This is a genomic window from Pseudomonas sp. GW823-FHT02C02 (assembly GCF_058797635.1).
The window spans coordinates 55,266-78,073 of record NZ_JBXAJV010000013.1; the positions used below are offsets into that span (position 1 = coordinate 55,266).

General features: G+C 61.0%; 16 protein-coding genes. 14 read left to right on the forward strand and 2 right to left on the reverse strand.

All coding sequences use genetic code 11. The features are described 5' to 3' along the window. Window positions 1-39: 39 nt before the first annotated feature. Window positions 40-480 (reverse strand): carboxymuconolactone decarboxylase family protein, encoded by a 441-nt coding sequence (locus AC1ROI_RS21885; RefSeq protein ID WP_102594851.1) that lies wholly within the window; start codon window positions 478-480, stop codon window positions 40-42. A 206-nt stretch (window positions 481-686) separates the two neighbouring features. Here AC1ROI_RS21885 and pdxR point away from each other — a divergent pair, with 206 nt between their 5' ends. The 4 genes from pdxR (at window position 687) to AC1ROI_RS21905 (ending at window position 4,044) form a co-directional block, all read left to right on the forward strand. Next, on the forward strand, window positions 687-2,120 hold the full coding sequence (gene pdxR / locus AC1ROI_RS21890) for a MocR-like pyridoxine biosynthesis transcription factor PdxR (protein ID WP_102594850.1): 1,434 nt from the start codon (window positions 687-689) through the stop codon (window positions 2,118-2,120). 123 nt (window positions 2,121-2,243) lie between these two features. After that, on the forward strand, window positions 2,244-2,537 hold the full coding sequence (locus tag AC1ROI_RS21895; protein ID WP_010459887.1) for an antibiotic biosynthesis monooxygenase family protein: 294 nt from the start codon (window positions 2,244-2,246) through the stop codon (window positions 2,535-2,537). Window positions 2,538-2,693: 156 nt separating this feature from the next. After that, window positions 2,694-3,107, forward strand: a complete 414-nt coding sequence (locus AC1ROI_RS21900) for a cupin domain-containing protein (protein WP_010459886.1) — start codon at window positions 2,694-2,696, stop codon at window positions 3,105-3,107. 226 nt (window positions 3,108-3,333) lie between these two features. Then, complete coding sequence (locus tag AC1ROI_RS21905; RefSeq protein ID WP_010459884.1) at window positions 3,334-4,044, forward strand: hypothetical protein; 711 nt, start codon at window positions 3,334-3,336, stop codon at window positions 4,042-4,044. A 101-nt stretch (window positions 4,045-4,145) separates the two neighbouring features. Here AC1ROI_RS21905 and AC1ROI_RS21910 read toward each other — a convergent pair whose 3' ends face one another. Beyond that, window positions 4,146-9,047 carry an NAD-glutamate dehydrogenase gene (locus tag AC1ROI_RS21910; protein ID WP_102594849.1) on the reverse strand — a complete coding sequence of 1,634 codons (4,902 nt, stop codon included), beginning with the start codon at window positions 9,045-9,047 and terminating at the stop codon, window positions 4,146-4,148. 503 nt (window positions 9,048-9,550) lie between these two features. Between AC1ROI_RS21910 and AC1ROI_RS21915 the strand changes: the two genes are divergently transcribed. The 10 genes from AC1ROI_RS21915 (at window position 9,551) to AC1ROI_RS21960 (ending at window position 22,748) form a co-directional block, all read left to right on the forward strand. After that, window positions 9,551-9,904 carry a hypothetical protein gene (locus tag AC1ROI_RS21915; RefSeq protein ID WP_102594848.1) on the forward strand — a complete coding sequence of 118 codons (354 nt, stop codon included), beginning with the start codon at window positions 9,551-9,553 and terminating at the stop codon, window positions 9,902-9,904. A gap of 269 nt (window positions 9,905-10,173) precedes the next feature. Continuing rightward, a complete protein-coding gene (locus tag AC1ROI_RS21920; RefSeq protein WP_003218556.1) occupies window positions 10,174-11,133 on the forward strand; it encodes an AAA family ATPase in 960 nt (319 codons plus the stop codon). 5 nt (window positions 11,134-11,138) lie between these two features. Beyond that, complete coding sequence (locus tag AC1ROI_RS21925) at window positions 11,139-12,083, forward strand: DUF58 domain-containing protein (RefSeq protein ID WP_010459867.1); 945 nt, start codon at window positions 11,139-11,141, stop codon at window positions 12,081-12,083. After that, complete coding sequence (locus AC1ROI_RS21930; RefSeq protein WP_102594847.1) at window positions 12,080-12,574, forward strand: DUF4381 domain-containing protein; 495 nt, start codon at window positions 12,080-12,082, stop codon at window positions 12,572-12,574. The genes AC1ROI_RS21925 and AC1ROI_RS21930 overlap by 4 nt, the downstream gene beginning before the upstream one ends. Then, window positions 12,567-13,646 carry a vWA domain-containing protein gene (locus tag AC1ROI_RS21935; protein WP_102594846.1) on the forward strand — a complete coding sequence of 360 codons (1,080 nt, stop codon included), beginning with the start codon at window positions 12,567-12,569 and terminating at the stop codon, window positions 13,644-13,646. The genes AC1ROI_RS21930 and AC1ROI_RS21935 overlap by 8 nt, the downstream gene beginning before the upstream one ends. Continuing rightward, window positions 13,643-15,382, forward strand: a complete 1,740-nt coding sequence (locus tag AC1ROI_RS21940; RefSeq protein WP_010459861.1) for a tetratricopeptide repeat protein — start codon at window positions 13,643-13,645, stop codon at window positions 15,380-15,382. The genes AC1ROI_RS21935 and AC1ROI_RS21940 overlap by 4 nt, the downstream gene beginning before the upstream one ends. Next, window positions 15,379-17,016 (forward strand): BatD family protein, encoded by a 1,638-nt coding sequence (locus AC1ROI_RS21945; protein WP_102594845.1) that lies wholly within the window; start codon window positions 15,379-15,381, stop codon window positions 17,014-17,016. Before AC1ROI_RS21940 ends, AC1ROI_RS21945 begins: the two co-directional genes overlap by 4 nt. A gap of 256 nt (window positions 17,017-17,272) precedes the next feature. Continuing rightward, a complete protein-coding gene (locus AC1ROI_RS21950) occupies window positions 17,273-18,517 on the forward strand; it encodes an exonuclease SbcCD subunit D C-terminal domain-containing protein (protein ID WP_010459857.1) in 1,245 nt (414 codons plus the stop codon). Continuing rightward, window positions 18,514-22,155 (forward strand): SbcC/MukB-like Walker B domain-containing protein, encoded by a 3,642-nt coding sequence (locus tag AC1ROI_RS21955; RefSeq protein WP_102594844.1) that lies wholly within the window; start codon window positions 18,514-18,516, stop codon window positions 22,153-22,155. The genes AC1ROI_RS21950 and AC1ROI_RS21955 overlap by 4 nt, the downstream gene beginning before the upstream one ends. Further along, on the forward strand, window positions 22,152-22,748 hold the full coding sequence (locus AC1ROI_RS21960) for a glutathione S-transferase (RefSeq protein ID WP_102594843.1): 597 nt from the start codon (window positions 22,152-22,154) through the stop codon (window positions 22,746-22,748). Before AC1ROI_RS21955 ends, AC1ROI_RS21960 begins: the two co-directional genes overlap by 4 nt. The last annotated feature ends 60 nt before the right edge of the window (window positions 22,749-22,808 follow it).

Sequence of the window (22,808 nt, forward strand, 5' to 3'; positions counted from 1 at the left end):
TTTATGAACCTGACGTGACACCTACGGCGGAAAATCGATTCAGCTGCTGGGGCTTTGCCGAAAACTCACCGCCAGGCGATTCCAGCTGTTGATGGTGGTGACCGCGATGGTCAAGTCGACCATTTCGCTTTCGTTGAACTGCTCACGCGCCGCGGCGTAGACGTCATCCGGCACATGGCTTTCGGAAAGCAAGGTCACCGCTTCGGTCCAGGCCAGCGCCGCGCGTTCACGAGGGTTGAAGAAGCCGCTGTCGCGCCACACCACAATCGAATACAAGCGCCGATCCGTCTCGCCAAGGCGCCGCGCGTCCACTGAATGCATGTCGGTGCAGAAGGCGCAGCCATTGAGTTGCGAGGCGCGGATCTTGATCAAATGCAGCAAGGCTGGCTCGATACTGAGGTTGCTGGTCAAGGCCTCCATGGCAATCATCGCTTTCATCGCTTTGGGCGACGCACTGTAGTAATCCAGGCGGGAACTCATGGGGTGACCCTCTTGGATCAAATGAAGACCCCCAAGGTAGGCGCTGACGCAGCGGCGTTACAGATCCAATTCGGCGAAAAAGCCGTGGACCATTCGGCGGCAGACCAATCCCGGGTTTTTCGCCCACGTAACTTCTGCACGGCGGCTCATGCGGGTAATCTGGCGCGACGCACACGCGCCTCAATCGCTCCAGGAGCCTCGCCGGTATGGAACTTCATGTTGTCATCAACGGCCGCAAGGACCTGGCAGGCCAGTTGTACAACCAACTGCGCAGCGCCATTGAATCCGGCCGCCTGGCAGCCGGGACGCAACTGCCACCCAGTCGTTTGCTGGCCGAACAGCTGGGCATTTCGCGCAAGACCATTTCCGACACCTACGCGCAACTGACCTATGAGAACTTCCTCACCGGGGTGATCGGCAAAGGCACGTTCGTCAACGCCCGGACAGCCAAAGCCGCCCCCAAGCAAAGCCATTCACAGCTGGCGAGCTTCGAGGTGATCGAGTCCTGGCGCAACCTGCCGGTGTTTCTGCGCCACCCGCCCCTGGAGGGCTCGTTACGCTACGACTTCATCGGTGGCGCGACCAGCAAAGGCCAGTTTCCGCAGGACGATTGGCGGCGCTGCACCTCTCACGCGTTGCGTCAGATTGCCGGTTCCAAGGGCTTCTACAGCCTGCCCGAAGGCCTGCCGGCGCTGCGCAACGCGATCGCCCGGCACATCGCATTTTCCCGTGGGGTCAATTGCCAGGACGAAGACGTGGTGGTGTGCAATGGCGCGCAACAGGCGCTGGACCTGATCTCCCGGGTGCTGACCCGTCCGGGCAGCATTGTCGCCATGGAAGACCCCGGCTATCCGCCGGCTCGCCTGTTGTTTGGCACCCATGGGGCCACGGTGATCGGGGTGCCGGTGGATGCCGAAGGGATTGAAGTGGACAAGATCCCCTTGGGCACCCGGCTGATTTACGTCACGCCGTCCCACCAGTTTCCGCTGGGCATGCCGATGAGTCAGGCGCGCCGGGTTGCGCTGCTGGAACGGGCTTATGAGTTGGGCGCAATCATCATCGAGGACGATTACGACAGCGAGTTTCGCTACGAAGGCCGCCCGACCAATTCACTGCAAAGCATGGATGAGCGTGGCATCGTCGCCTACGTCGGGACCTTTTCGAAAACCATGCTGCCGGAGCTGCGCCTCGGTTATGCGGTGTTGCCGCCGGCGATTCTTGAAGCCGTCATCCGCGCCAAGCAACTGACCGACCTGCACACCTCCACCCTGCCCCAGTGGGCGCTGGCCAAGTTCATCGCCGCAGGTTGCCTGCTCAAGCACATCCGGCGCTGCCATACGATCTATGCCGGACGTCGCGAGCGGATCCTGTCGCGCATGGCGGGCGACCTTTCGCCCTGGCTTGAACCCGTGCCCACCACGGCCGGGTTTCACATGGTGGTGATGTGCAAAGTGCCTATCGATATTCCGTTGGTGATCGAACTGGCGAAAAAGGTCGAAGTCGGCCTCTACGCTATCGACAGCTTTTTCTACCAGCAAGCGCCACGGGCCGGGCTGTTCCTGGGCTTTGGCGCCATCGAAACCCTGGACATCGACATAGCCCTGGACCGTTTGCGCGACATTTTGCAGCAGGTGGCCTGATCGATTGGTCTGCGGCTTTATCCAGCGATTGGCTATTGGCGGTCCACAGGTGCAGGCCTATCCTGCATAAGCGTTATCCCTCAGTGAGCAGGATTCGTCCGGCCTGATTCAGGAGTGTGAGCAATGTCCAACGAAGTGATCAATACCGTACAGGTGCAGGCCGCCGCCGGCCGCTCGGAAGAACTGGGTAAGCAACTGCAAAAGATTGTCGACACCCTGCGTCAGCAACCGGGCTGTGATTCCTATATGGTCGACCGCTGCCCAGAGGACAGCAACCGCTGGACCGTCAGCGCCCGCTGGCAATCGGAAGCGGCCATGCAATCGCATTTCAACTGCCCTGAAGTACAAGGCTTTATTGGCCTGATCGACAATCGATTGGCAAATTCCGTCGACTTCAACAGCTTCCCGATCCGCTGAACACCCTGTAGCGGCCCTGTGGCGGAGGGCTTGTCCCCTCGCCACAGGGCCGCTACAGATTGGTCCCCTCACCTTCGCGAATATTGGCTGTTTGATTGGCCCCACCTGCGCACTACTGTTGTTTCTGACAACTAAACCAACCGCAGGTGAATGACCATGAAAGCTTTGCGTATCCTTGCTGCTCCCCTGGCTGCCCTCGCCCTGACCGTTTCTGCGACTGCCATTGCTCACGAAGGCCCTTCAGAAAAGATCACGGTATTGCAGGATGAAGCGCTGAAAAACGTGCCCGGCAAAAAAGCCATGATGATCGAGGTCGACTACAAACCCGGCCAATCGTCGATTGCCCATAAGCATGAAGGCACTGCCATGGCCTACGTGCTGTCAGGTGCGGTTATTTCTCAAGTGAAGGGTGAGAAAGCAATCACTTACAAGGCCGGACAGTATTGGTACGAACCCGCCGGTTCGGAACACCTGGTTTCGAAAAACGCCAGTGCAACCAAGCCTGCCAAACTGTTGGTATTCATGGTGTTGTCCCCCGACGAGAAAGTGTTGATCCCCTTGGAAAACTGATAGCTGAAGGGATAGCCATAAATAAAAAGGCGCGAATTAACATTTCGGGCCTTTTTATTTCCCGGCGTAATTACTGGGCCTCGCTTAAACCCAATTAAACTATCGCCCAGCCAAGAAGTGCAGCGACTGGCTATTTCATTGTGCAGCGACAGGTTTAGTCTGGATAACTCGCCGGATATTCCGACATTACAACTTCCGACTCATGTTGTTTCACTGGAGTAACACCATGAAACTTGCGCTTGTCAGTACATTAACAATGACCCTCATCCTGGCGGGCTGCTCTGTTCCCACTGCGCCCAAAGCCGGCTCTTCGCTGGAAGGCCTTTTTACTGGACCGGTTGGCCGCAGCAATGCCACGCACGTCCCTAACGGCCACCAGGTTTCGTTGGGTATCGTCTACAGCCGCAACACCCAGGCCAACCGCGACTACCTGCAACACTACCAGGCCAACGCCGGCACCGGCTTCGGCCAGAGCCTGCTGGTGCAATCGATCCACGACGCCTACGTGGCCACCTCCAGACCGGACCATGCCGTGGACTGGGTCAAGGCATCGTTACAACGCCAGTTCGGCTCGGTGACGGTGTATCCGGACATGCAAAGCCTCAGGGCGGCGAAGCCCGACGTGGTCGCCATTGTCGACACCCGCAGCCAATTGATCACATCGCGCAGTTCGGATATCGAAGCGCATGTGAGTGCGCAGTTCTACGACTCAAACTTCAATTACATCGGCACTGCTCAAGGGCATGATGCCAAAGCGTTGAGTCCGTTATGGGCCGATTACAAGCGCAGTGAAGAGATTGTGGCGGATATTAACGAGCAACAGAATGTGCAAATTCGGGCACTGCAAAAGTTTGATCAATCGCTCAACAATTTAGTGATGCAACCCACAGAGACACTATCAGCCATTGAGTCAAAACAACTTCAAGCGTCGTACTAGCGCTCAGCATAATCTTGCCTTTAATCACAATGAAATGAGCACGTCTACCCCAAAAAAAAACCCGCATCTCTCAATGCGGGTTTTTTTCATTCAACAGCCGATCAGGCAGCCGGTTCCAGCTCCGCAGCTGCTGTGACAGGCGCAGGCACTACCGCTTGCCCGCTCAACGCCAGATCCAGCAACTCACGGTTGGCCACCGCGTACATGGCGTAATCGGTGCCGCTGGCGGCACGGATTTCCACCAGCATGGCGCGCCAGCGTTCGATCATGCCTTCGTGCTCTTCCATCCACAGCGCCAGGCGGGTTTCCACGTCCTGAGTGCCGTCGCCCTGTTGCAGGACGGAGATGGTGATCGCACGTTGCTGCCAATCGACGTCATCACGGAACGCTTCACGGGCCAGGGCCTGCCAGTTGTTTTCAACCGGCAGAGCGCTGATCTGTTGCAGGTACCAGGTGATGTCCAGCGCGCTGCCCACGGCGAAGTAGGCCTTGGCCACGTCTGCAGGGTTCTGGCCGGTCACGTCGGAGGCCTCGATGATCGGCAGCAGGGTGTACAAGTGCGAAGTGCCAGCCACCATACGTGCGAGCAACTCCGGCACACCGGCTTCGACGTACGCCTGATAGCGGGCCTGCCAGGTGTCGCGGATCTCGCCACTGAGCAGTTCGTCGAGCTTCAGCCCCAGCTCCTTGAGGTGCGGACCGAAGTGCGCAACGTCACGGGCAGCGTTCTGCTCGTTGCGACGGGCACGCAGGAACCAGCGCGTGGCGCGACGGCCCAGGCGCATCAGCTCGTCCATCAGCTCCAGTTGCACGTCGGCGGAAACCTGATAATCCAGGGATTCGATCTGACGGAACCAATGCGGGAGATGGAAGATGTCACGCACGATCACATACGCACCGGCCACGTTCGCCGGGCTCATGCCGGTCGACTCTTTGAGTCGTTGAACGAAGGTAATGCCCATGTGGTTGACCAGATCGTTGGCGATCTGGGTGCTGACGATTTCGCGCTTCAGACGGTGACGGCGCATGGCTTGGGAGAACTTGCTCACCAGGCTTGGTGGGAAAGCGGTTTCCATGTCGCGCGTCAGGTAGTCGTCGTCCGGCACCTGGGAATTGAGCAGCGCTTCCTTGAGGTCGATCTTGCTGTAGGAGATCAGCACCGACAGCTCGGCACGGGTCAGGCCATGGCCTGCAGCGACGCGCTCGTTGATGGCTTCTTCGGCCGGCAGGAACTCGATGGCGCGATCCAGCTTGCCGCGACCTTCCAGATCGTTCATCAGGCGCTTGTATTCAGCGATCCGCGGCAAGGCACGACGCGCCGCCAGGGACAGGGCCTGGGTCTGCTTGTAGTTGTTGCCCAGCACCAGGTTGCCGACTTCGTCGGTCATGCTCGCCAGCAACTGGTTACGTTGCTTGTCGGTCATGTCACCGGCCTGAACCACTTCGTTCAGCAGGATCTTGATGTTCACTTCGTGGTCGGAGCAGTCCACGCCACCGGCGTTGTCGATGAAGTCGGTGTTGGAACCGCCGCCATTGAGGCCGAATTCGACACGACCCAGTTGGGTCATACCGAGGTTACCGCCCTCGCCCACCACTTTGCAGCGCAGTTCGTTGCCGTTCACGCGCAGTGCATCGTTGGCCTTGTCGCCGACATCGGCGTGGCTTTCGGTGCTGGCTTTGACGTAGGTGCCGATACCGCCGTTCCACAACAGGTCTACCGGTGCCTTGAGCAAGGCATTCAGCAGTTCGGTCGGGGTCAGTTTGTCCGCCTGGATGTCGAAGCGCTCTTTCATCTGCGGGGAAATCGCGATGCTTTTCGCGCTGCGGGAGAAGATCCCGCCGCCTTCAGACATGATGCTGGTGTCGTAATCCGACCAGGCCGAGCGCGGAAGGTCGAACAGGCGCTGACGTTCGGCGAAGCTGTTGGCCGGCTCCGGGTTCGGGTCAATGAAGATGTGCAAGTGGTTGAAGGCTGCGACCAGTTGCAGCTTGTCGGACATCAACAAGCCGTTACCGAACACGTCACCGGCCATGTCGCCGACGCCCACCACGGTGATGCTGTCTTCCTGGACATTGATGCCGCGCTCGCGGAAGTGACGTTGAACGCCCACCCACGCGCCTTTGGCGGTGATGCCCATCTTCTTGTGGTCGTAACCGGCAGAACCGCCCGATGCGAATGCATCGCCGAGCCAGAAGCCGTAGTCGATGGCAATACCGTTGGCGATGTCGGAGAAGGTGGCAGTGCCCTTGTCCGCAGCGACCACCAGGTACGGGTCATCGTCGTCATGACGCACGACGTTGGCCGGCGGAACCAGCGCACCGTCCTTCAGGTTGTCGGTGATGTCCAACAGGCCCGAAATGAAGATGCGGTAGCAGGCGATGCCCTCGGCCGCGATCTCGTCTCGGCTACCGCCCAGTGGCAGACGACGCGGCAGGAAGCCGCCCTTGGCGCCCACTGGCACGATGACCGAGTTCTTCACTTGCTGGGCTTTTACCAGGCCCAGCACTTCGGTACGGAAGTCTTCTTCACGGTCAGACCAGCGCAGACCACCGCGAGCGACGTTGCCGAAGCGCAGGTGCACGCCTTCGACGCGTGGCGAGTAAACGAAGATTTCGAACTTCGGTACTGGCTTGGGCAGCTCTGGAATCTGGTGCGGGTTGAACTTGAAGCTGAAGTAGGACTTGTTCTTGCCGTTCGCATCGGTCTGGTAGAAGTTGGTTCGCAGCGTGGCCTTGATCAGGTCCAGGTAGCGACGCAGGATACGGTCTTCGTTGAGCACCTGGACTTCGTCCAGCGCGGCAATGATCGCGTGTTCCAGGCGTTGCTGCTTGTCTTCCAGATCGTCGCTGGTCAGCTTGCGCGCCAGGTAGAAACGGGTCTTGAACAACCGGGTCAACTCGCGAGCGATGTCGGTGTGGTTGTTCAGGGTGCTGGCGATGTAACCCAGGTCGAAGCCCAGTCGAATCTGCTTCATGTAACGGGCGTAGGCACGCAACAGCGCCACATCGCGCCAAGGCAGGCCGGCGGTCAGCACCAGGCGGTTGAACGCATCGTTCTCGGCATCGCCACGCACGATGTGGACGAAGGCGTCCTGCAAGGTGTCGTTGAGTTGCTGGATGTCGAGTTCCAGGCCTTCAGCGGCGGTGAACGCGAAGTCGTGAATCCAGAACTCGCGGCCACTGTTGTGGCGCAGGCGATACGGGAATTCACCCAACACGCGCAGACCGAGGTTTTCCAGGATCGGCAACACGTCGGACAGCGCCAGCGGTGTATCGGCGTGATACAGCTTGCAGTGCAATTCGCGCTGACCAGACACCTGGCCCAGTGGTTGATAGAAGCTCATCACCAGCGGATTTTTTTCGGTCAGGCTCAGCAGGTGCTGCATATCGACCACGGCCGAATGGGCAGCGAAACGCTCGCGGTAACCGGCTGGAAAGCCTTTCGGGAAGTCAGCCAGCACGTTGGTGCCGTGGGCTTCGCCGAAGCTTTCGACTACCAGACTGGCGTAGTCGTCCTGCCAGCTGCGGCAGGCCTGGACCACTTCTTTTTCCAGCAGGACCGGGTCGATGTCGAGACGGTTCTTCGGATCGACGCGCAGAATCAGTTGCACGCGTGCCAGCACGGACTCGGAGAAGAAGGTCCAGAACTCGCAGTCCGAGGCTTTCAGGCGATCCATCAGCACTTGCTGGATCTTCTGGCGCACTTCGGTGGAGTAGATGTCGCGCGGCACGTAGGCCAGGCAGTAGCAGAAACGGCCATACGGGTCTTTGCGCAGGAACACGCGAATCTTGTTGCGCTCCTGGATCTGCACGATCGACATCACGGTGCTGAACAGCTCGTCCACCGGCGTCTGGAACAGATCGTCACGCGGCAGCACTTCGACCACCTGCGCCAGTTCCTTGCCCAGGTGAGCCTTGGGCTGGAAGCCGGAACGGCGTTCGATTTCTTCGACCTTGCGGCGGATGTACGGAATGACCCGCACGCTCTCGCCATACACCGAAGAGGTGTACAGGCCCATGAAACGGCATTCCTTGATGACTTTGCCGTCGGCGTCAATTTCGCGGATCGACACGTAATCCGGGTAAGCCGGACGGTGTACACGGCTTGGGTGCGCAGCCTTGGCAAACGACAGCAGGGTCGGTTCGCGCAGGTAGTTCACGGCGTAGTCTTCGATGCGCAGGTCATCGTAGGTCAGGCCGGTGCGCAGCAGTTTGGTCAGGCCCAGGAAGGAATCCTGGTCGTAGACGATGTGACCACCGTCGACTTCATCGCGAACCACGAACTCTTCATAGCCCAGGAATGTGAAGTGGTTGCCCACCAGCCATTCCAGGAAGCTTTTGATTTCGGCTTTTTCTTCTGGATCGACGGCGTACTGGCTGTTGTCCAGGCCGGAGAGAATTTCCTGGACCTTGTCTTTCATCGGTTCGAAATCGGTGACCGCGACGCGGACTTCACCGAGAACCTGCTCCAGCTCTTTGGTCAGGACATTGAGTTCGGCCGCGTTGGCGCAGCGGTCGATTTCCAGGTACATCAGCGATTCTTGCAGAATGCCTTCGCCCTGGGTGCCTTTCGGCAGGATTTCCAGCAGCTCGCCCTTGCTGCCGCGACGCACGCTCAGCACAGTGGTTTGCAGGGTGTGAATGCTGTAGCCGCGACGGTTCAGCTCGGTACGCACCGAGTCCACCAAAAATGGCAGGTCGTGGTGCAGCACTTCGACCGCGGTGTGGGTCGACTGCCAGCCGTGGCGTTCGTAATCCGGGTTGTAGACGCGCACTTGCGGTTGCGCGTGATCGAAGCGCTCAAGCAGGCGCCACGCAGAAAGGGTGCAGCCGGCGAGGTCGGACAACCGACGCTGGGTCAGCTCGTCCAGGGAAATGATGCCGAAGAATTGTTCAGCGAACAGCGCCACTTGTGGCAGTGCCTGTTCACTGATGTGCTGGGCCAGTGCCGCTTGCAGTTGGTGCTGGAAGTCGGCTTTGCTGGCTGCGGTGAAGAACGCCATCTGTGGTACTCCGCTTGGGCTTGTTATTGATGGAAGCGTCGCGTGCAAAACCCCTTTCGGGGCGATCCGTCACCCTGTTCCTGATTCTCGGGCAGAGGAAACAGGGTGACAGGTGGGTGAAGCTGGACGAGACACTCAGGTCACATTCACCTTCCATGAAGGGGTATCGGCAAAAACGCCTGTGCGATGAATTGCACACTGTCTTTACGGATATCCATTCGATGCGCAGCTTAACGAGTGCGGCAAGGCCTGTGCTTGCGGCGCTGCGACATATTCGGTCATCGGTACGCAGCTCACGACATGCGCCTCGAACAACACTAGCAGTCGTGCAGGAAAACGGGCGCTTTATCCCCGGTTTTGCGGCACATCCGTACCAGAAATGACCAGTAACACTCCAAGTGTTCACGACACATGATCTGACACTCAGACAAGCAGAAATTCCCGAGGGCTGGCAGAATCGCCTTTTATTGCGTTCACGATGCTCGCCGAGCCAGGATTTCCCCATGCAAATGACCACCGCACTCTTGATCGTCAACCCGTGCGATGACGAAGAAGACAACATGGCCATGCTCTGCTGCCACAGCGATCAGGGCGACATGTTCCTGATGACTCGTTACCCCGACGAGGACGCGCTGGACATCACCCTTGATGGCGAGCCTTCGACGCTGGATGGCGTGAAGGTGACCTTGAGCGCAACTCGCTTGCTGATTGAAATCGCCGCGGCGGATGCGGATGCGTTGAATGGGGATGATTCGCTGGAGATCACTCACAGCACCGATGCGAGCGATCTGGCTGAAGTGGAAGAAACCTTGCAGAACATCCTTAAGGGCACTGGCACCTATATAAGAGAGATTTGAGGGTGCCTTGACCGGCCCCATCGCGAGCAGGCTCACTCCTACAGTTGATCGTCGTACACCGTCAATGCAGGAGTGAGCCTGCTCGCGGTGGGGCCGGCACAGCCACCCAATCACTCCCCTGCTACAAATCTCCAACAATTTCCCCAACCATTTCCCACACTTTGCACAAAATGCCGTTAGTCGCCGCCCCCCGCGATGGATTAAAGTAACGCCCCCAGCCCTGGCGTTATTCGAACGTCTTCGGTCACCCTTTCCAGGAACAGTCATCGATGGAACATCGTGAAGCGCTGCTAGCGCTGCGAACCTTTCTTTCAACGCAGATTCTCGGCCAGGAAAAACTCATCGAGCGCTTGCTCATCGCCTTGCTCGCCGACGGCCACATGCTGGTTGAGGGCGCCCCGGGGCTGGCCAAGACCAAGGCCATCAAAGAACTCGCCGAAGGCATCGAAGCCCAGTTCCATCGCATCCAGTTCACCCCCGACCTGCTGCCGGCCGACATCACCGGCACGGAAATCTATCGCCCGGAAACCGGCAGCTTCGTGTTCCAGCAAGGCCCGATCTTCCATAACCTGGTGCTGGCGGACGAAATCAACCGCGCCCCGGCCAAGGTTCAATCGGCATTGCTGGAAGCCATGGCCGAGCGCCAGGTCAGTGTCGGGCGCAGCACTTACGAGCTGTCACCGCTGTTTCTGGTGATGGCCACGCAAAACCCGATCGAGCAGGAGGGCACCTATCCCCTGCCGGAAGCCCAGCTCGACCGCTTCCTGATGCACGTGAAAATCGGCTTCCCCGATGCCGCCGTCGAGCGCCGCATCCTGCAACAGGCCCGTGGCGAAGCCCTGAACGGCGAAACCAAGCCTGAGCGCCGGGTCAGCCAGCAGGCGATTTTTGCCGCACGCAAGGAAATCCTCGGCCTGTACATGGCCGACGCCGTGGAGGAATACCTGGTGCAACTGGTCATGGCCACGCGCACCCCGGCCAAGTTCGACCCGGAGATGGCCGAGTGGATCGCCTATGGCGCCAGTCCTCGCGGTTCGATTGCCCTCGATCGCTGTGCCCGGGCCCATGCCTGGCTGGCCGGTCGCGACTTCGTCAGCCCGGAAGACATCCAGGCCGTGCTGTTCGACGTACTGCGCCACCGCATCATTCTGTCCTTTGAAGCCGAAGCCGCTGGCATCGATCAGGACCGGGTGGTCCAGCGGATTCTCGACGTCGTAGCCGTCGCTTGACCCCCATGAACGCCCTCCTTCCGCCCGAGCCGGGCATCCGCGTCAGCCTCGCCGAGCTGATCGAGATGCGCCATCGCGTGCGCGAAGTGCAGCTGTTTTCCACGCCGAGCCAGCGCAGCCCCCTGATCGGCCTGCACCACTCCAAACTGCGCGGCCGTGGCGTGGACTTCGATCAGGTTCGGGTTTATCAGGCCGGCGACGACGTGCGCACCATCGACTGGCGCGTTACCGCCCGCACCCAGGAGCCCCACACCAAGCTGTTTCACGAAGAACGCGAGCGACCGATTTTCATCATGGTCGAGCAAAGCCGTCGGCTGTTTTTCGGTTCGGGGCTGATGTTCAAATCAGTGCTGGCCGCTCAGGCAGCGAGCCTGATTGGCTGGGCGGCCCTTGGCCATAACGACCGGGTCGGCGGGTTGGTGTTCGGCGACAACGAGCACTACGAAATCAAACCCCGGCGCAGCAAACAAAGCCTGCTGCAACTGCTTAACCGTCTGGTGCGGGTCAATCAGTCGCTGCACACCGAAAGCGAACAGAACCGCGATTCCCTCAACATGGCCCTGCGTCGTGCACGGGAGGTGCTGCGCCCCGGCAGCCTGGTGATTGTGATCTGCGATGAACGCGCCTTGACCGAAGGTTCTGAACAGCAACTGAGCCTGTTGTCGCGCCATTGCGACCTATTGCTGTTGCCGCTGTCCGATCCGCTGGACCACGCCCTGCCCGCCGCCGGGCTGCTTCGTTTCGTTGAACGTGGCGCGCAACTGGAACTCGACACCCTGAATTTCGACCTGCGCCAGACCTACCGCGCCCAGGCCGAAGCGCGCATCGCCCGCTGGGAATTGCTCGCGCAAAAACTGCGGGTATTGCTGATGCCGCTGAGCACCCAGAGCGAGATGGTCGAGCAACTGCGCGAGTACCTCAACCCACAGAAACCGGGGAAAGGTCGATGAGCAGCCTCGATCAACTGCAACCGCTGATTACCCCGCCGCCCATCGAGTTCTGGCCCCCCGCGCCCGGCTGGTGGCTGTTGCTGTTGTTGCTGCCGCTGATCGGTTTCGGCCTGTGGAAGGCGCGGCGATTCATTCCGAACAAGCGCCCGATCGTCCGTGCCGAACAACCGCTGGACCCGGTGCGTATCGCCGCACTCGCCGAATTGGCGCGGATGCCAAAGCCCTACGACGGCGCACCGGCCGGCGCCTGGCTGCAACAACTCAATGGGTTGCTCAAACGCCTGTGCCGCAACCATTACCCCTACAGCCAGAGCCACACCCTCAACGGGCGCAAGTGGCTGGCGTTCCTCGACAACCGCTGCCCGGCCGCCGGTCTGACCCGCTGGATGGTGCTGGTCGAAGGCGCCTACAAACCCGAATGCAAACTCGACGACAAGGCCATCGCCGGCCTCACTCAAGCCATCGACACCTGGATTCGCAAACATGTTTGAGTTCGCCTGGCCGTGGATCTTTGCCCTGCTGCCGCTGCCCTGGTTGATGCGCGTCCTGCTGCCGGTGGCCGACAGTGGCGAACCGGCGCTCAAGGTCAGTTTCCTCCATGACCTCGAAGGCCTCGCCCGCCGCCGTGCGCGCGCCAACCTGCCGGCCTGGCGCCAGCAAGCACCGTTCATTCTGTTGTGGCTGTTGTTGCTGATAGCGGCGGCGCGCCCGCAATGGCTGGGCGATCCCCTGCCGATTGCCGCCAGTGGTCGCGATCTGCTGGTGGCCGTGGACGTGTCCGGTTCCATGGATTTCCCCGACATGCAGTGGCAGGACGAAGACGTCAGCCGACTGTCGCTGGTTCAGCACTTGCTCGGTGACTTCCTTGAAAGTCGCGACGGTGACCGTGTCGGCCTGATCCTGTTCGGCAGCCAGGCTTACCTGCAAGCGCCCTTGACGTTCGACCGGCACACCGTGCGCGTGTGGCTCGACGAAGCGCGAATCGGTATCGCCGGCAAGAACACGGCAATCGGTGATGCCATCGGCCTGGCGATTAAGCGCATGCGCATGCGTCCGGCCCAGAGCCGTGTGTTGATCCTGGTCACGGATGGCGCCAACAATGGCGGTGAAATCGACCCGCTCACGGCGGCGCGCCTGGCGGCCAAGGAAGGCGTGAAAATCTACCCGATCGGCATCGGCGCTGACCCGGAGCAAAGCGGCACCTTGGGGTTCCTGGGGGTCAATCCGAGCCTGGATCTGGATGAACCGGCGTTGATGGCCATCGCCCAAGTCACCGGTGGTCAGTACTTCCGCGCCCACGATGGCAAAGAGCTGCAGACGATCAAGGACACCCTCGACACACTTGAGCCCGTGACCCAACAACCGACCCAGGCCCGCCCGGCGCAGGCGCTGTATCACTGGCCTTTGGCGCTGGCATTGTTGTTGAGCATGTTGTTGGTGGTGCGCGAGCGTTGGCCGGACAACCCGCTGCAACGGCTCTTTACCAAGGACCTGTTTTTGCAAACGCAATTGCCTGACTGGCGCCAGCGACTCAAACGCCTGCGCCTGCGGAGGCGCCGATGAGTGCGCTGTGGCCGTACTGGTTCCGCCCCTGGTGGTTGCTGTTGTTGCCGCTGTTGGGCTGGCTGCTCTGGCAACTCTGGCATCGACAAAAACGCGCCGGGCGCTGGCAGATGATCCTGCCACCGGCCTTCCACGCTGCTTTGCTGAGCGGTGGAAACGGGCGCGACAGCAAACTGCCGTGGGTCGTCCTCGGCCTGGCGTGGATACTGACCGTCCTGGCCTTGTTGGGGCCGAGTTGGCAGCGCGTCGAACAAATCAGTCAGAAACCCGCCGACCCGCTGGTGGTCGTGCTTGAGCTGACCCCGGAAATGCTCGCCACCGACGTTGCGCCGAACCGACTCGAACAGGCCCGGCGCAAACTGTTGGACCTGCTGCAAGTGCGCAGCGACGCCCAGACTGCAATCGTCGTTTACGCCGGCAGCGCCCACACCCTGGTGCCTCTGTCGGATGACCTGTCGACCAGCCGTAATCTGCTCGATGCGCTCAAGCCGTCGCTGATGCCCGAAGCCGGCCATCGCGCGGACCTCGCTGTGACCAAGGCCCTGGCACTGCTGAGTCAGGGGGGGTTGGGTGAAGGCCGGATCCTGTTGATCGGTTCCACCCTGACGGACCTGGAACGTGAAGGCATTCGCCAGGCACTGGATCGAAAATCGACGCAGTTCCTGATGCTCGGCATCGGCACCGCCGAAGGCGCACCGGTCGCACAGGAGGACGGCAGTTTTCTCAAGGACGACCAGGGCGCGATCCTTGTGCCGTACCTGGACAGTCCAAGCCTGAAAGCTTTTGCCAACGAGCTTGGTGGACGCTATCGCCCAGCGCGACTGGGCGATACCGACCTGCGCGGGCTCGGCCTGCTTGACGGTCCACGCACCCTGCGCAACGACGGCCAGACCTTGCGCCTGGACACCTGGGCGGATCAGGGTTACTGGCTGCTGCTGCCGCTGTTGCTACTGGCGGCGTGCGCCGGTCGCCGTGGCTGGTTGTTCTGCCTGCCTTTACTGTTCCTGTTGCCGCAACCGAGCTATGCCTTCGACTTTGAAGACTTGTGGTTGCGTCCCGATCAACGGGGCCTGCATCTGCTCAGGCAAGGCCATCCGGCGAAGGCGTCGCAGCATTTTGAGGATCCGCAGTGGCAAGGCGTCGCGCTGTATGAGGCCGGCGACTACAGCGGCGCCGCCCAGCGGTTCGCCGAAGGCAACGATGCCCACGCCCACTACAATCGTGGCAATGCCCTGGCCAAAAGCGGTGAGCTGGAAGCGGCGCTGGACGCTTACGATCAGGCGCTGGAACGCCAGCCGGATCTGCGCCCTGCGCAGACCAACAAGGCACTGGTAGAAAGTCTGCTCAAACAGAAAAACGCACCGCCACCGGTTGAGCCGCAGAAATCCGCCGATGACGAGACCAAGGACACCGAGCAAGAAACGCCACCGGGTGCCGCCACACAGCCCGCGGACAACAATCCACCGAAGTCCGACGCCGGGCAGACCACGCCGGACGCCGGGCAACAGGCCACAACACCGCCGAAACCGGGCGCCAATGAAGTCCCGGGCAGCGAGTTGGGGGACGAGCAAAGCACCACACCACCGATGCGGCCGGCCAGCGACAATATCGACGGCGAACAGCGTCAGGCGCTGGAGCAATGGCTGCGCAAGATCCCCGATGACCCGGGCGAATTGCTCAGGCGCAAATTCTGGTACGAACAGCAACAACATCAGGATCAGGAAAAAACGCGATGACCCGCTTCACCCTTTTCATGCTCGCCCTGCTGCTCAGCACCGTCCAGGCTCAGGCGGCGGCGCTGGTCGCCAGTGTCGATCGCAGTCGCCTGAACTCCGGCGAGACGGTCGAACTGACCCTGGAATCCAACGACGTCACCCAATTCGGCAAGCCTGACCTGGCACCGCTGGAACCGCTGTTCGAAGTGCGTGGCACCCGCCAGGTCAACCAACTGACCACCCTGAACGGCGATAACCGCGCTACCACGCGCTGGATCATCACCTTGCTGCCCAAGGAAAACGGCAGCGTGACGATTCCACCGCTGCAACTGGGCGAGGTGCAGAGCCAGCCGATTACCGTGCAAGTGGTCGAAAGCGAAACCCAGGACACCGCGAACAAACTGGCCCCGGTGTTTATCGACGCGAGCCTCGACCAGTCCAGTGTTTATGTGCAGGCCCAGGCCATCCTGACTTTGCGCATCTATCATTCGGTGTCGCTGTACGACGACAGCAGCCTGACTCCGTTGCAGATTCCCGACGCGCGCATCGAACAACTGGGCGAGTCGCGCACTTACGAGAAAGCCATCAACGGCCTGCGTCATGGCGTGATTGAAATGCGCTATGCGATCTACCCGCAACACAGCGGCGAATTGACCATTCCGGCGCAGATTTTCAGTGCCACGCTCGTCGACACCCAACCCACCCAGGACGCCCCCCAGGCGCCGAAGTCCGGGAAACTGATGCGTGTCAGCTCCACTCCGATTCTGCTGACGGTCAAGGCCAAACCCATTACCTACCCTGCCGACCTGCCCTGGTTGCCGGCCCGTAGCCTGAGCCTGAGCGAAAGCTGGAACCCGGAGCCGGACCATGCGCAGGCGGGTGATTCGCTGACTCGTAGCATGACCTTGAAGGCCGAAGGCTTGGCCAGTTCCCAACTGCCGCCGCTGCCGGCCACCGACGTCAACGGCCTGCGCCGTTACCCGGACCAACCGGTGCTGAGCAACCAAAGCACCGAGCGCGGCCTGATCGGCAGTCGTGAAGAGCGCGAAGCGCTGGTGCCGGGCCGCAGTGGCGCCATCGAGTTGCCTGCGGTGGAAGTGGTCTGGTGGAACACCTTCGAAGATCACCTGGAACACAGCAGCCTGCCGGCCCGAAGCCTGCAAGTGGCGAGTAATCCGAGCCTGGTGGTCGATACTCCGGCTGGCACGCCGTCGGTCATGTCCGCAGCCGACAGCGAAACCCTTTGGCGCTGGAAACTCAGCACCCTGATCCTGGCTTGCACCACCCTGCTCGGTTTCGGTCTCTGGTGGCGTGGCCGCTGGCAACCCGCCGTGCTGCGCGCCGCGCAGACCGGCCCGAGCCCACGCACCGTCCTCGACGAACTCAAGCGCGCCTGCCAGGCCAACGATCCCCACGCCACCCGCCAGGCCCTCGACGCCTGGGCCCGGCAACAACCGGAAACCCTCGCCGACATGGCCGCCCGCTTCGTGCCACTGTCCGACGCACTGGACGGCTTGAACGGCGCGCTCTACAGCGAAACCGGCCAGCACTGGCAAGGCGAAGAACTGTGGCGGGCGATCAAAGCGATCCCGATTGCCGAACGGGTTCAGGATCCGGTGGGAGACAGTGGCCTGCCGCCGCTGTATCCGAAGTAACACCGCATCATCGTTCATCGCGAGCAGGCTCGCTCCCACAAGGGACGGTACTGGACACAACATTGGAGTTAACGCAGGACCAATGTGGGAGTGAGCCTGCTCGCGATGACGGCCTAAAGATCGCCGAATACTTTAAGTCAGGGCAAAAATACCCCCCCTTGCCGCACCCAAACGACGGTTTGCCAGTAAACTCCCACTCTTTTCGCCGCCATCAATTTCCACGCGGCCATCACCTTATTTTCCTACGGAGTACGCCTTGCGTCTGTTTCACACCTCCGACTGGCACCTTGGGCAAAACCTGCATGGCCAGGACCGCGATTTCGAGCACGCCTGCTTTCTTGAATGGCTGTTGCGCCAGCTGAAGCTGGACCAGCCTGATGTGCTGTTGATTGCCGGCGATATCTTCGACACGGTCAACCCGCCGGTCAAAGCCCAGGAACGCCTCTATGAATTCATCGTCAGCGCCCACGAGCAGCAACCGTTGCTGACCATCGTGATCATCGCCGGCAACCACGACTCCGGCTCGCGGATCGAACTGCCCGCGCCGTTGATGCGCCGTTTGCGCACCCATGCGCTCGGCCGAGTGCTGTGGCTCGACGACGGTCAACTGGACGCCGAACGGCTGTTACTGCCGTTGCCGGATGCCAGCGGGGAAATCGCCGGCTGGTGCCTGGCGCTGCCGTTTTTGCGCCCGGCCGAAGTGACCGGCGCGCAGTTGGGTGACAACTACTTGCGCGGCATCGGTCAGGTGCACGAGTGGCTGATCGAAGCGGCCAATGCCAAGCGCAAGCCTGGCCAGGCGCTGATTGCGATCAGCCATGCGCACATGGCCGGTGGTTCTGTCTCGGAAGACTCCGAGCGCAGCCTGATCATCGGCAATGCCGAAGCCCTGCCCGCCAGCCTGTTCGGGCCGAGCATCAGCTACGTCGCGCTGGGGCATTTACACAAGCCGCAGAAGGTCAACGGTGAAGAGCGCATCCGCTACAGCGGCTCGCCGATTCCGTTGTCGTTCTCGGAAATCGGCTATCAGCATCAGATTCTCGACGTCACGCTCGACGGTGAAACTCTGGTCAGCGTCGAACCGAAACTGATTCCCCGTGCGGTCAACCTGCAACGCATCGGCCCGGCACCGCTGGCCGAGATTCTCTTGCAACTGGCCGACCTGCCGAACATCGATTTGCTGGCCGACATCCAGCGCCAGCCGTGGCTGGAAGTGCGGGTGCGTCTCGACGAACCACAACCCGACTTGCGTCACCAGGTTGAAAGCGCCCTTCAAGGCAAAGCCGTGCGCCTGGTGCGCATTGCCGCCGAATATGCCGGCAACGGCAGTCGCGAGGGTGTCGAAGACGGCACCACGTTGATCGAACTGGACCAGCTCACGCCGCAGGAATTGTTCAGTCGTGCCTGGCAGGACAGCTACGGCAGCGAGGTCGATGAGCAAACGCTGAAAGACTTTGCCGAGCTGTTGCAGGACGTGCAGATGGAGAGCGAACAACCATGAAGATCCTCGCGATCCGCCTGAAAAACCTCGCCTCGCTGGCCGGGCCCTTTGAAATCGACTTTACCGCTGAACCGCTGGCGAGTGCCGGCCTGTTCGCGATCACCGGGCCGACCGGCGCGGGTAAAAGCACCTTGCTCGACGCCTTGTGTCTCGCGCTGTTTGGCGCTGTTCCGCGATTAAGCAACGCTCAGGTGTCGGCCAAGGCACCGGACGCCGATGGCGAAATCAGCACCGGCGACCCGCGCACCTTGCTGCGGCGTGGCACCGGCGAAGGGTATGCCGAGGTGGATTTCGTCGGCATCGATGGCCGTCGTTACCGTGCGCGCTGGGAAGCCAATCGCGCTCGCGAAAAGGCCGGCGGCAAGCTGCAAGCCAGTCGCCAGAGTCTGCGCGACATCGATCAGGATCAGTTGCTGGCCAGTCAGAAAGTCGAGTTCAAAACCCAGCTCGAAGCCGTGCTGGGCCTGAACTTCGAACAGTTCACCCGCGCCGTGCTGCTGGCCCAGAGCGAGTTCAGTGCCTTCCTCAAGGCCAACGACAACGAACGCAGCGAACTGCTGGAAAAGCTCACGGATACCGCGCTGTACACCCGCCTCGGTCGCCGCGCCTTCGACAAAGCCAAAGAGGCGCGTGAAGCGCACAAGCTGTTGCAGGATCAGGCCACGGGGGTGACGCCACTGGCTCCCGAAGCCCGGGCCGAGCTCGATGCGCGCTTCAACGAAGCGCAGCAGCAACTCAAGACCCAGCAAGCGCAGCTCAAACAACTTGAATTGCAGCACACCTGGCTCAAGGACCTGCGGCAATTGCAGGACGAACAACAGAGCGCCACCGAACAGCTGACCAGCGCCCGGCAGCACTGGGAAAGCCTGGCTGGCGACCGGTTGAAGCTGACGCGCCTGGAACAACTGGCCCCGCAACGGCACCAGTTCGCCCGCAAGACCGAACTCACCGCCCAGCTCACCCCGCTGGCGGCGCAGATTCAGCAGCACATCCAACAGCAGGCCGAGTTGAACGAGCGGCAGGCGCAACTCGAACAGAGCTTGAGCGCTGCGCAGACCGCGCTGGTCGACGCCCAAAGCCAGCACACGAAAAAAGCTCCGTTGCTGCGCCAGGCCTTTGAAGAGCAAAGCACCCTCGCTCGGCTGGTCAAAGACGCCAGTGTGAGTGCAGAGCACAAGCAACAAGCGGAACTGGCCAGCACTCAAGGACAGCACACAATTCAGGGCCTGCTCGAGCAACAAAAACAGGTGGCTGCACGTCTGGAGCGGATTGCCGGGGAGCTTGAGCAAAGCACGCATTTAGCACCGTTGAGCGAGGCGTGGAACGCCTACCGTGATCGCCTGCAACAGCTGATGTTGATCGGTAATCGCTTGAACAAGGGCCAGGCTGAACTGGCGGCTCTGGAGCAAAGCGCCGCCCGCGCCGGCGAAGAACTGACGGCTCAAAAGCAGCATCTGGAAGTGCTCTACAAAGAAGCCGGTGCCGAGCCGGAAGCCGTGGCCGAACAAATCCAGTTACTGGGCAACTTGTTGCAGGACAACCGCAAACAACTGCGGGCGTTTGAAGAACTGACACGGCTGTGGGCCAGCCAGCAGGAGATCGACAAGCGCAGCGCCGAGCTGACGCAACGCCAGCTCAGCGCCCAGCAGGAACGTGATCGCCTGACCCAGGACGGCGTGAAGACCAAGAACGAGTTGGTCATCGCCGAACAGACCCTGACCGTCACTCGCGAACTGCTGGAGCGTCAGCGTCTGGCTCGCAGCGCCAGCGTCGAAGAACTGCGCGCACAGCTACAGGACGATCAGCCCTGCCCGGTCTGCGGCAGCCCCGACCATCCCTATCATCAACCCGAAGCGTTGCTGCAAAGCCTCGGTCGCCACGATGAAAGCGAGCAGGCCAATGCGCAGAAGGCCGTCGACCTGCTGAAAGAGAAACTCACCGATTTGCGCGGTGAAGTCGGCGGTTTGATTGCTCAGCAAAAAGAACTGCTGCAGCAACAGGAGCAACTCGCCAGCCAGCAACAAGGCCTGACGCCGAGCCTCGAAGCCCATCCGTTGTCGACGCAACTGCTGGCTCAGGACGCGAACAAGCGCGACAGTTGGCTGGCGCAGCAAAACAGCCAGTTAAACCAGAGCATCACCCAGGATGAACAACGGCAGACCGCCCTGCTCACCCTGCAGCAAGACGCGGCTCGCCTTCAGCAGCAACTGCGCAGTGCCGAGGCAGCTAGCCAGCAAGCGACGCAGCACCTGAGTAACCAGCAGCGTGAGCTGGGCAGTGATCGCCAGCGTCTCGACGAAGAGCTGAGCGCCTTCAGCACCCTGCTTCCGGCCGAGACACTGGAGGCCTTGCGCAACGAGCCGGCCGCGACCTTCATGCAACTCGACCGGCAGATCGCCCAGCGCCTGGAGCAACTCGAACAGCAACGCGATGAGCTCGGCGAACAGCAACAACGCCAGCAGACACTGGAAAAAGAACAGGACCGCCAACTGGCCCGCGCCCAGGCACTGGAATTGGCGCAGCAGCAATTCACCGTCCTCGCCGAGCAACAACAGGCTTGCCAGGAACGGCTGACGCAATTGCTGGGCGAACACAGCAGCGCCGAACACTGGCAGCAGCAACTGGATCAAGCCGTCGAACAGGCGCGCACTGCCCAGGCAACAGCCCATCAGGAACTGCAAACCGTGCGCACGCGGTTAGTCGAACTGGCCGCTGAACTCAAAGCCAGACAAGAGCGCCTGCTGGCCCTGGAAACCGAAGACCGCGAACTGAGCGCAAAGATCGCCGACTGGCGCGCCTTGCATCCAGAGCTCGACGATGGCGGACTGGAAGCGCTGCTGAGCGTCGACGACCAGCACGTCAGCGAACTGCGGCAGCACTTGCAGCAAAGCGAAAAAGCCATCGAACAGGCCAACGTGCGATTGCAGGAACGGGACCAGCGCCTGCTCAATCATCAGGCGCAACACAACGGCAATCTCGATGCCGAGCAACTCGCCACGGCACTGACAGACCTGCAAAACCTGTTCGCCGCCAGCGAACACCGTTGCGCCGAACTGCGCGCCGAACAGGCCGAGGATCAGCGTCGGCAGAATGCCAACCAAGCCCTGGCGCAGCAGATCGCCGACGCCTACAGCGAGTATCAACGCTGGGCTCGCCTGAATGCGTTGATCGGCTCGGCGACCGGCGACACCTTCCGCAAGATCGCCCAAGCCTACAACCTCGACTTGCTGGTGCATCACGCCAACGTACAGCTGCGACAACTGGTGCGGCGCTATCGCCTGAAACGCGGCGGCAGCATGCTCGGGTTGCTGGTGATGGACACCGAGATGGGCGATGAGCTGCGTTCGGTGCATTCGTTGTCGGGCGGCGAGACGTTCCTGGTGTCGTTGGCCCTGGCGCTCGGTTTGGCGTCGATGGCTTCGAGCACACTGAAAATCGAATCGCTGTTCATCGACGAAGGCTTCGGCAGCCTCGATCCGGAATCCCTGCAACTGGCCATGGACGCACTCGACGGCTTGCAAGCCCAGGGCCGCAAGGTCGCGGTGATTTCCCATGTGCAGGAAATGCATGAGCGGATTCCGGTGCAGATTCAGGTCCAACGCCAGGGCAATGGCTTGAGTACCCTGGAGGTCAAATGAATACGCTGTACTCGTTCCGCCGCTGCCCTTACGCCATGCGGGCGCGCATGGCCCTGCGCTATTCGGGCGTAGCGGTGCAGATTGTCGAGGTCAGCCTGAAAGCCAAACCTGCCGAAATGCTTGCGCTGTCGGCCAAGGGCACGGTCCCCGTGCTGAGTATCGACGGTCAAGTCATCGATGAAAGCCTGGCGATCATGCACTGGGCCTTGTCGCAGAACGATCCGCAGGATTGGTTGCTCAAGGGTGATCCTGCCGGACAGGCGCACATCGCCGCGCTGATTGAAGAGAACGATCAGACGTTCAAGGTGCATTTGAATCGCTACAAATACGCCGAGCGTTACCCCGAGCAGCCGATGGAAACCTATCGTGCTGAAGGTGAGGTGTTCCTGCGCAAGCTGGAGGTGTTGCTGGAGGGACGCGATTACCTGCTGGCGGCGCATCCGAGCCTGGCGGATGTGGCGTTGATGCCGTTCATACGGCAATTCGCCCATGTCGATCGCGAGTGGTTCGGGCAGACGCCTTATGTGCGGTTGCAGGGGTGGTTGCAGCGGTTTCTGGCGTCAGAGTTGTTTGTAGGCGTGATGCAGAAGTAACGCACAATCCCTGTGGCGAGGGAGCTTGCTCCCGCTGGGGTGCGAAGCAGCCCCTTCAAT

Excerpts from the sequence above, each read along its gene's own strand:
- AC1ROI_RS21885 (WP_102594851.1), bottom strand. The coding sequence starts at position 480 with ATGAGTTCCCGCCTGGATTACTACAGTGCGTCGCCCAAAGCGATGAAA.
- pdxR (WP_102594850.1), top strand. The coding sequence starts at position 687 with ATGGAACTTCATGTTGTCATCAACGGCCGCAAGGACCTGGCAGGCCAG.
- AC1ROI_RS21895 (WP_010459887.1), top strand. The coding sequence starts at position 2,244 with ATGTCCAACGAAGTGATCAATACCGTACAGGTGCAGGCCGCCGCCGGC.
- AC1ROI_RS21900 (WP_010459886.1), top strand. The coding sequence starts at position 2,694 with ATGAAAGCTTTGCGTATCCTTGCTGCTCCCCTGGCTGCCCTCGCCCTG.
- AC1ROI_RS21905 (WP_010459884.1), top strand. The coding sequence starts at position 3,334 with ATGAAACTTGCGCTTGTCAGTACATTAACAATGACCCTCATCCTGGCG.
- AC1ROI_RS21910 (WP_102594849.1), bottom strand. The coding sequence starts at position 9,047 with ATGGCGTTCTTCACCGCAGCCAGCAAAGCCGACTTCCAGCACCAACTG.
- AC1ROI_RS21915 (WP_102594848.1), top strand. The coding sequence starts at position 9,551 with ATGCAAATGACCACCGCACTCTTGATCGTCAACCCGTGCGATGACGAA.
- AC1ROI_RS21920 (WP_003218556.1), top strand. The coding sequence starts at position 10,174 with ATGGAACATCGTGAAGCGCTGCTAGCGCTGCGAACCTTTCTTTCAACG.
- AC1ROI_RS21925 (WP_010459867.1), top strand. The coding sequence starts at position 11,139 with ATGAACGCCCTCCTTCCGCCCGAGCCGGGCATCCGCGTCAGCCTCGCC.
- AC1ROI_RS21930 (WP_102594847.1), top strand. The coding sequence starts at position 12,080 with ATGAGCAGCCTCGATCAACTGCAACCGCTGATTACCCCGCCGCCCATC.
- AC1ROI_RS21935 (WP_102594846.1), top strand. The coding sequence starts at position 12,567 with ATGTTTGAGTTCGCCTGGCCGTGGATCTTTGCCCTGCTGCCGCTGCCC.
- AC1ROI_RS21940 (WP_010459861.1), top strand. The coding sequence starts at position 13,643 with ATGAGTGCGCTGTGGCCGTACTGGTTCCGCCCCTGGTGGTTGCTGTTG.
- AC1ROI_RS21945 (WP_102594845.1), top strand. The coding sequence starts at position 15,379 with ATGACCCGCTTCACCCTTTTCATGCTCGCCCTGCTGCTCAGCACCGTC.
- AC1ROI_RS21955 (WP_102594844.1), top strand. The coding sequence starts at position 18,514 with ATGAAGATCCTCGCGATCCGCCTGAAAAACCTCGCCTCGCTGGCCGGG.
- AC1ROI_RS21960 (WP_102594843.1), top strand. The coding sequence starts at position 22,152 with ATGAATACGCTGTACTCGTTCCGCCGCTGCCCTTACGCCATGCGGGCG.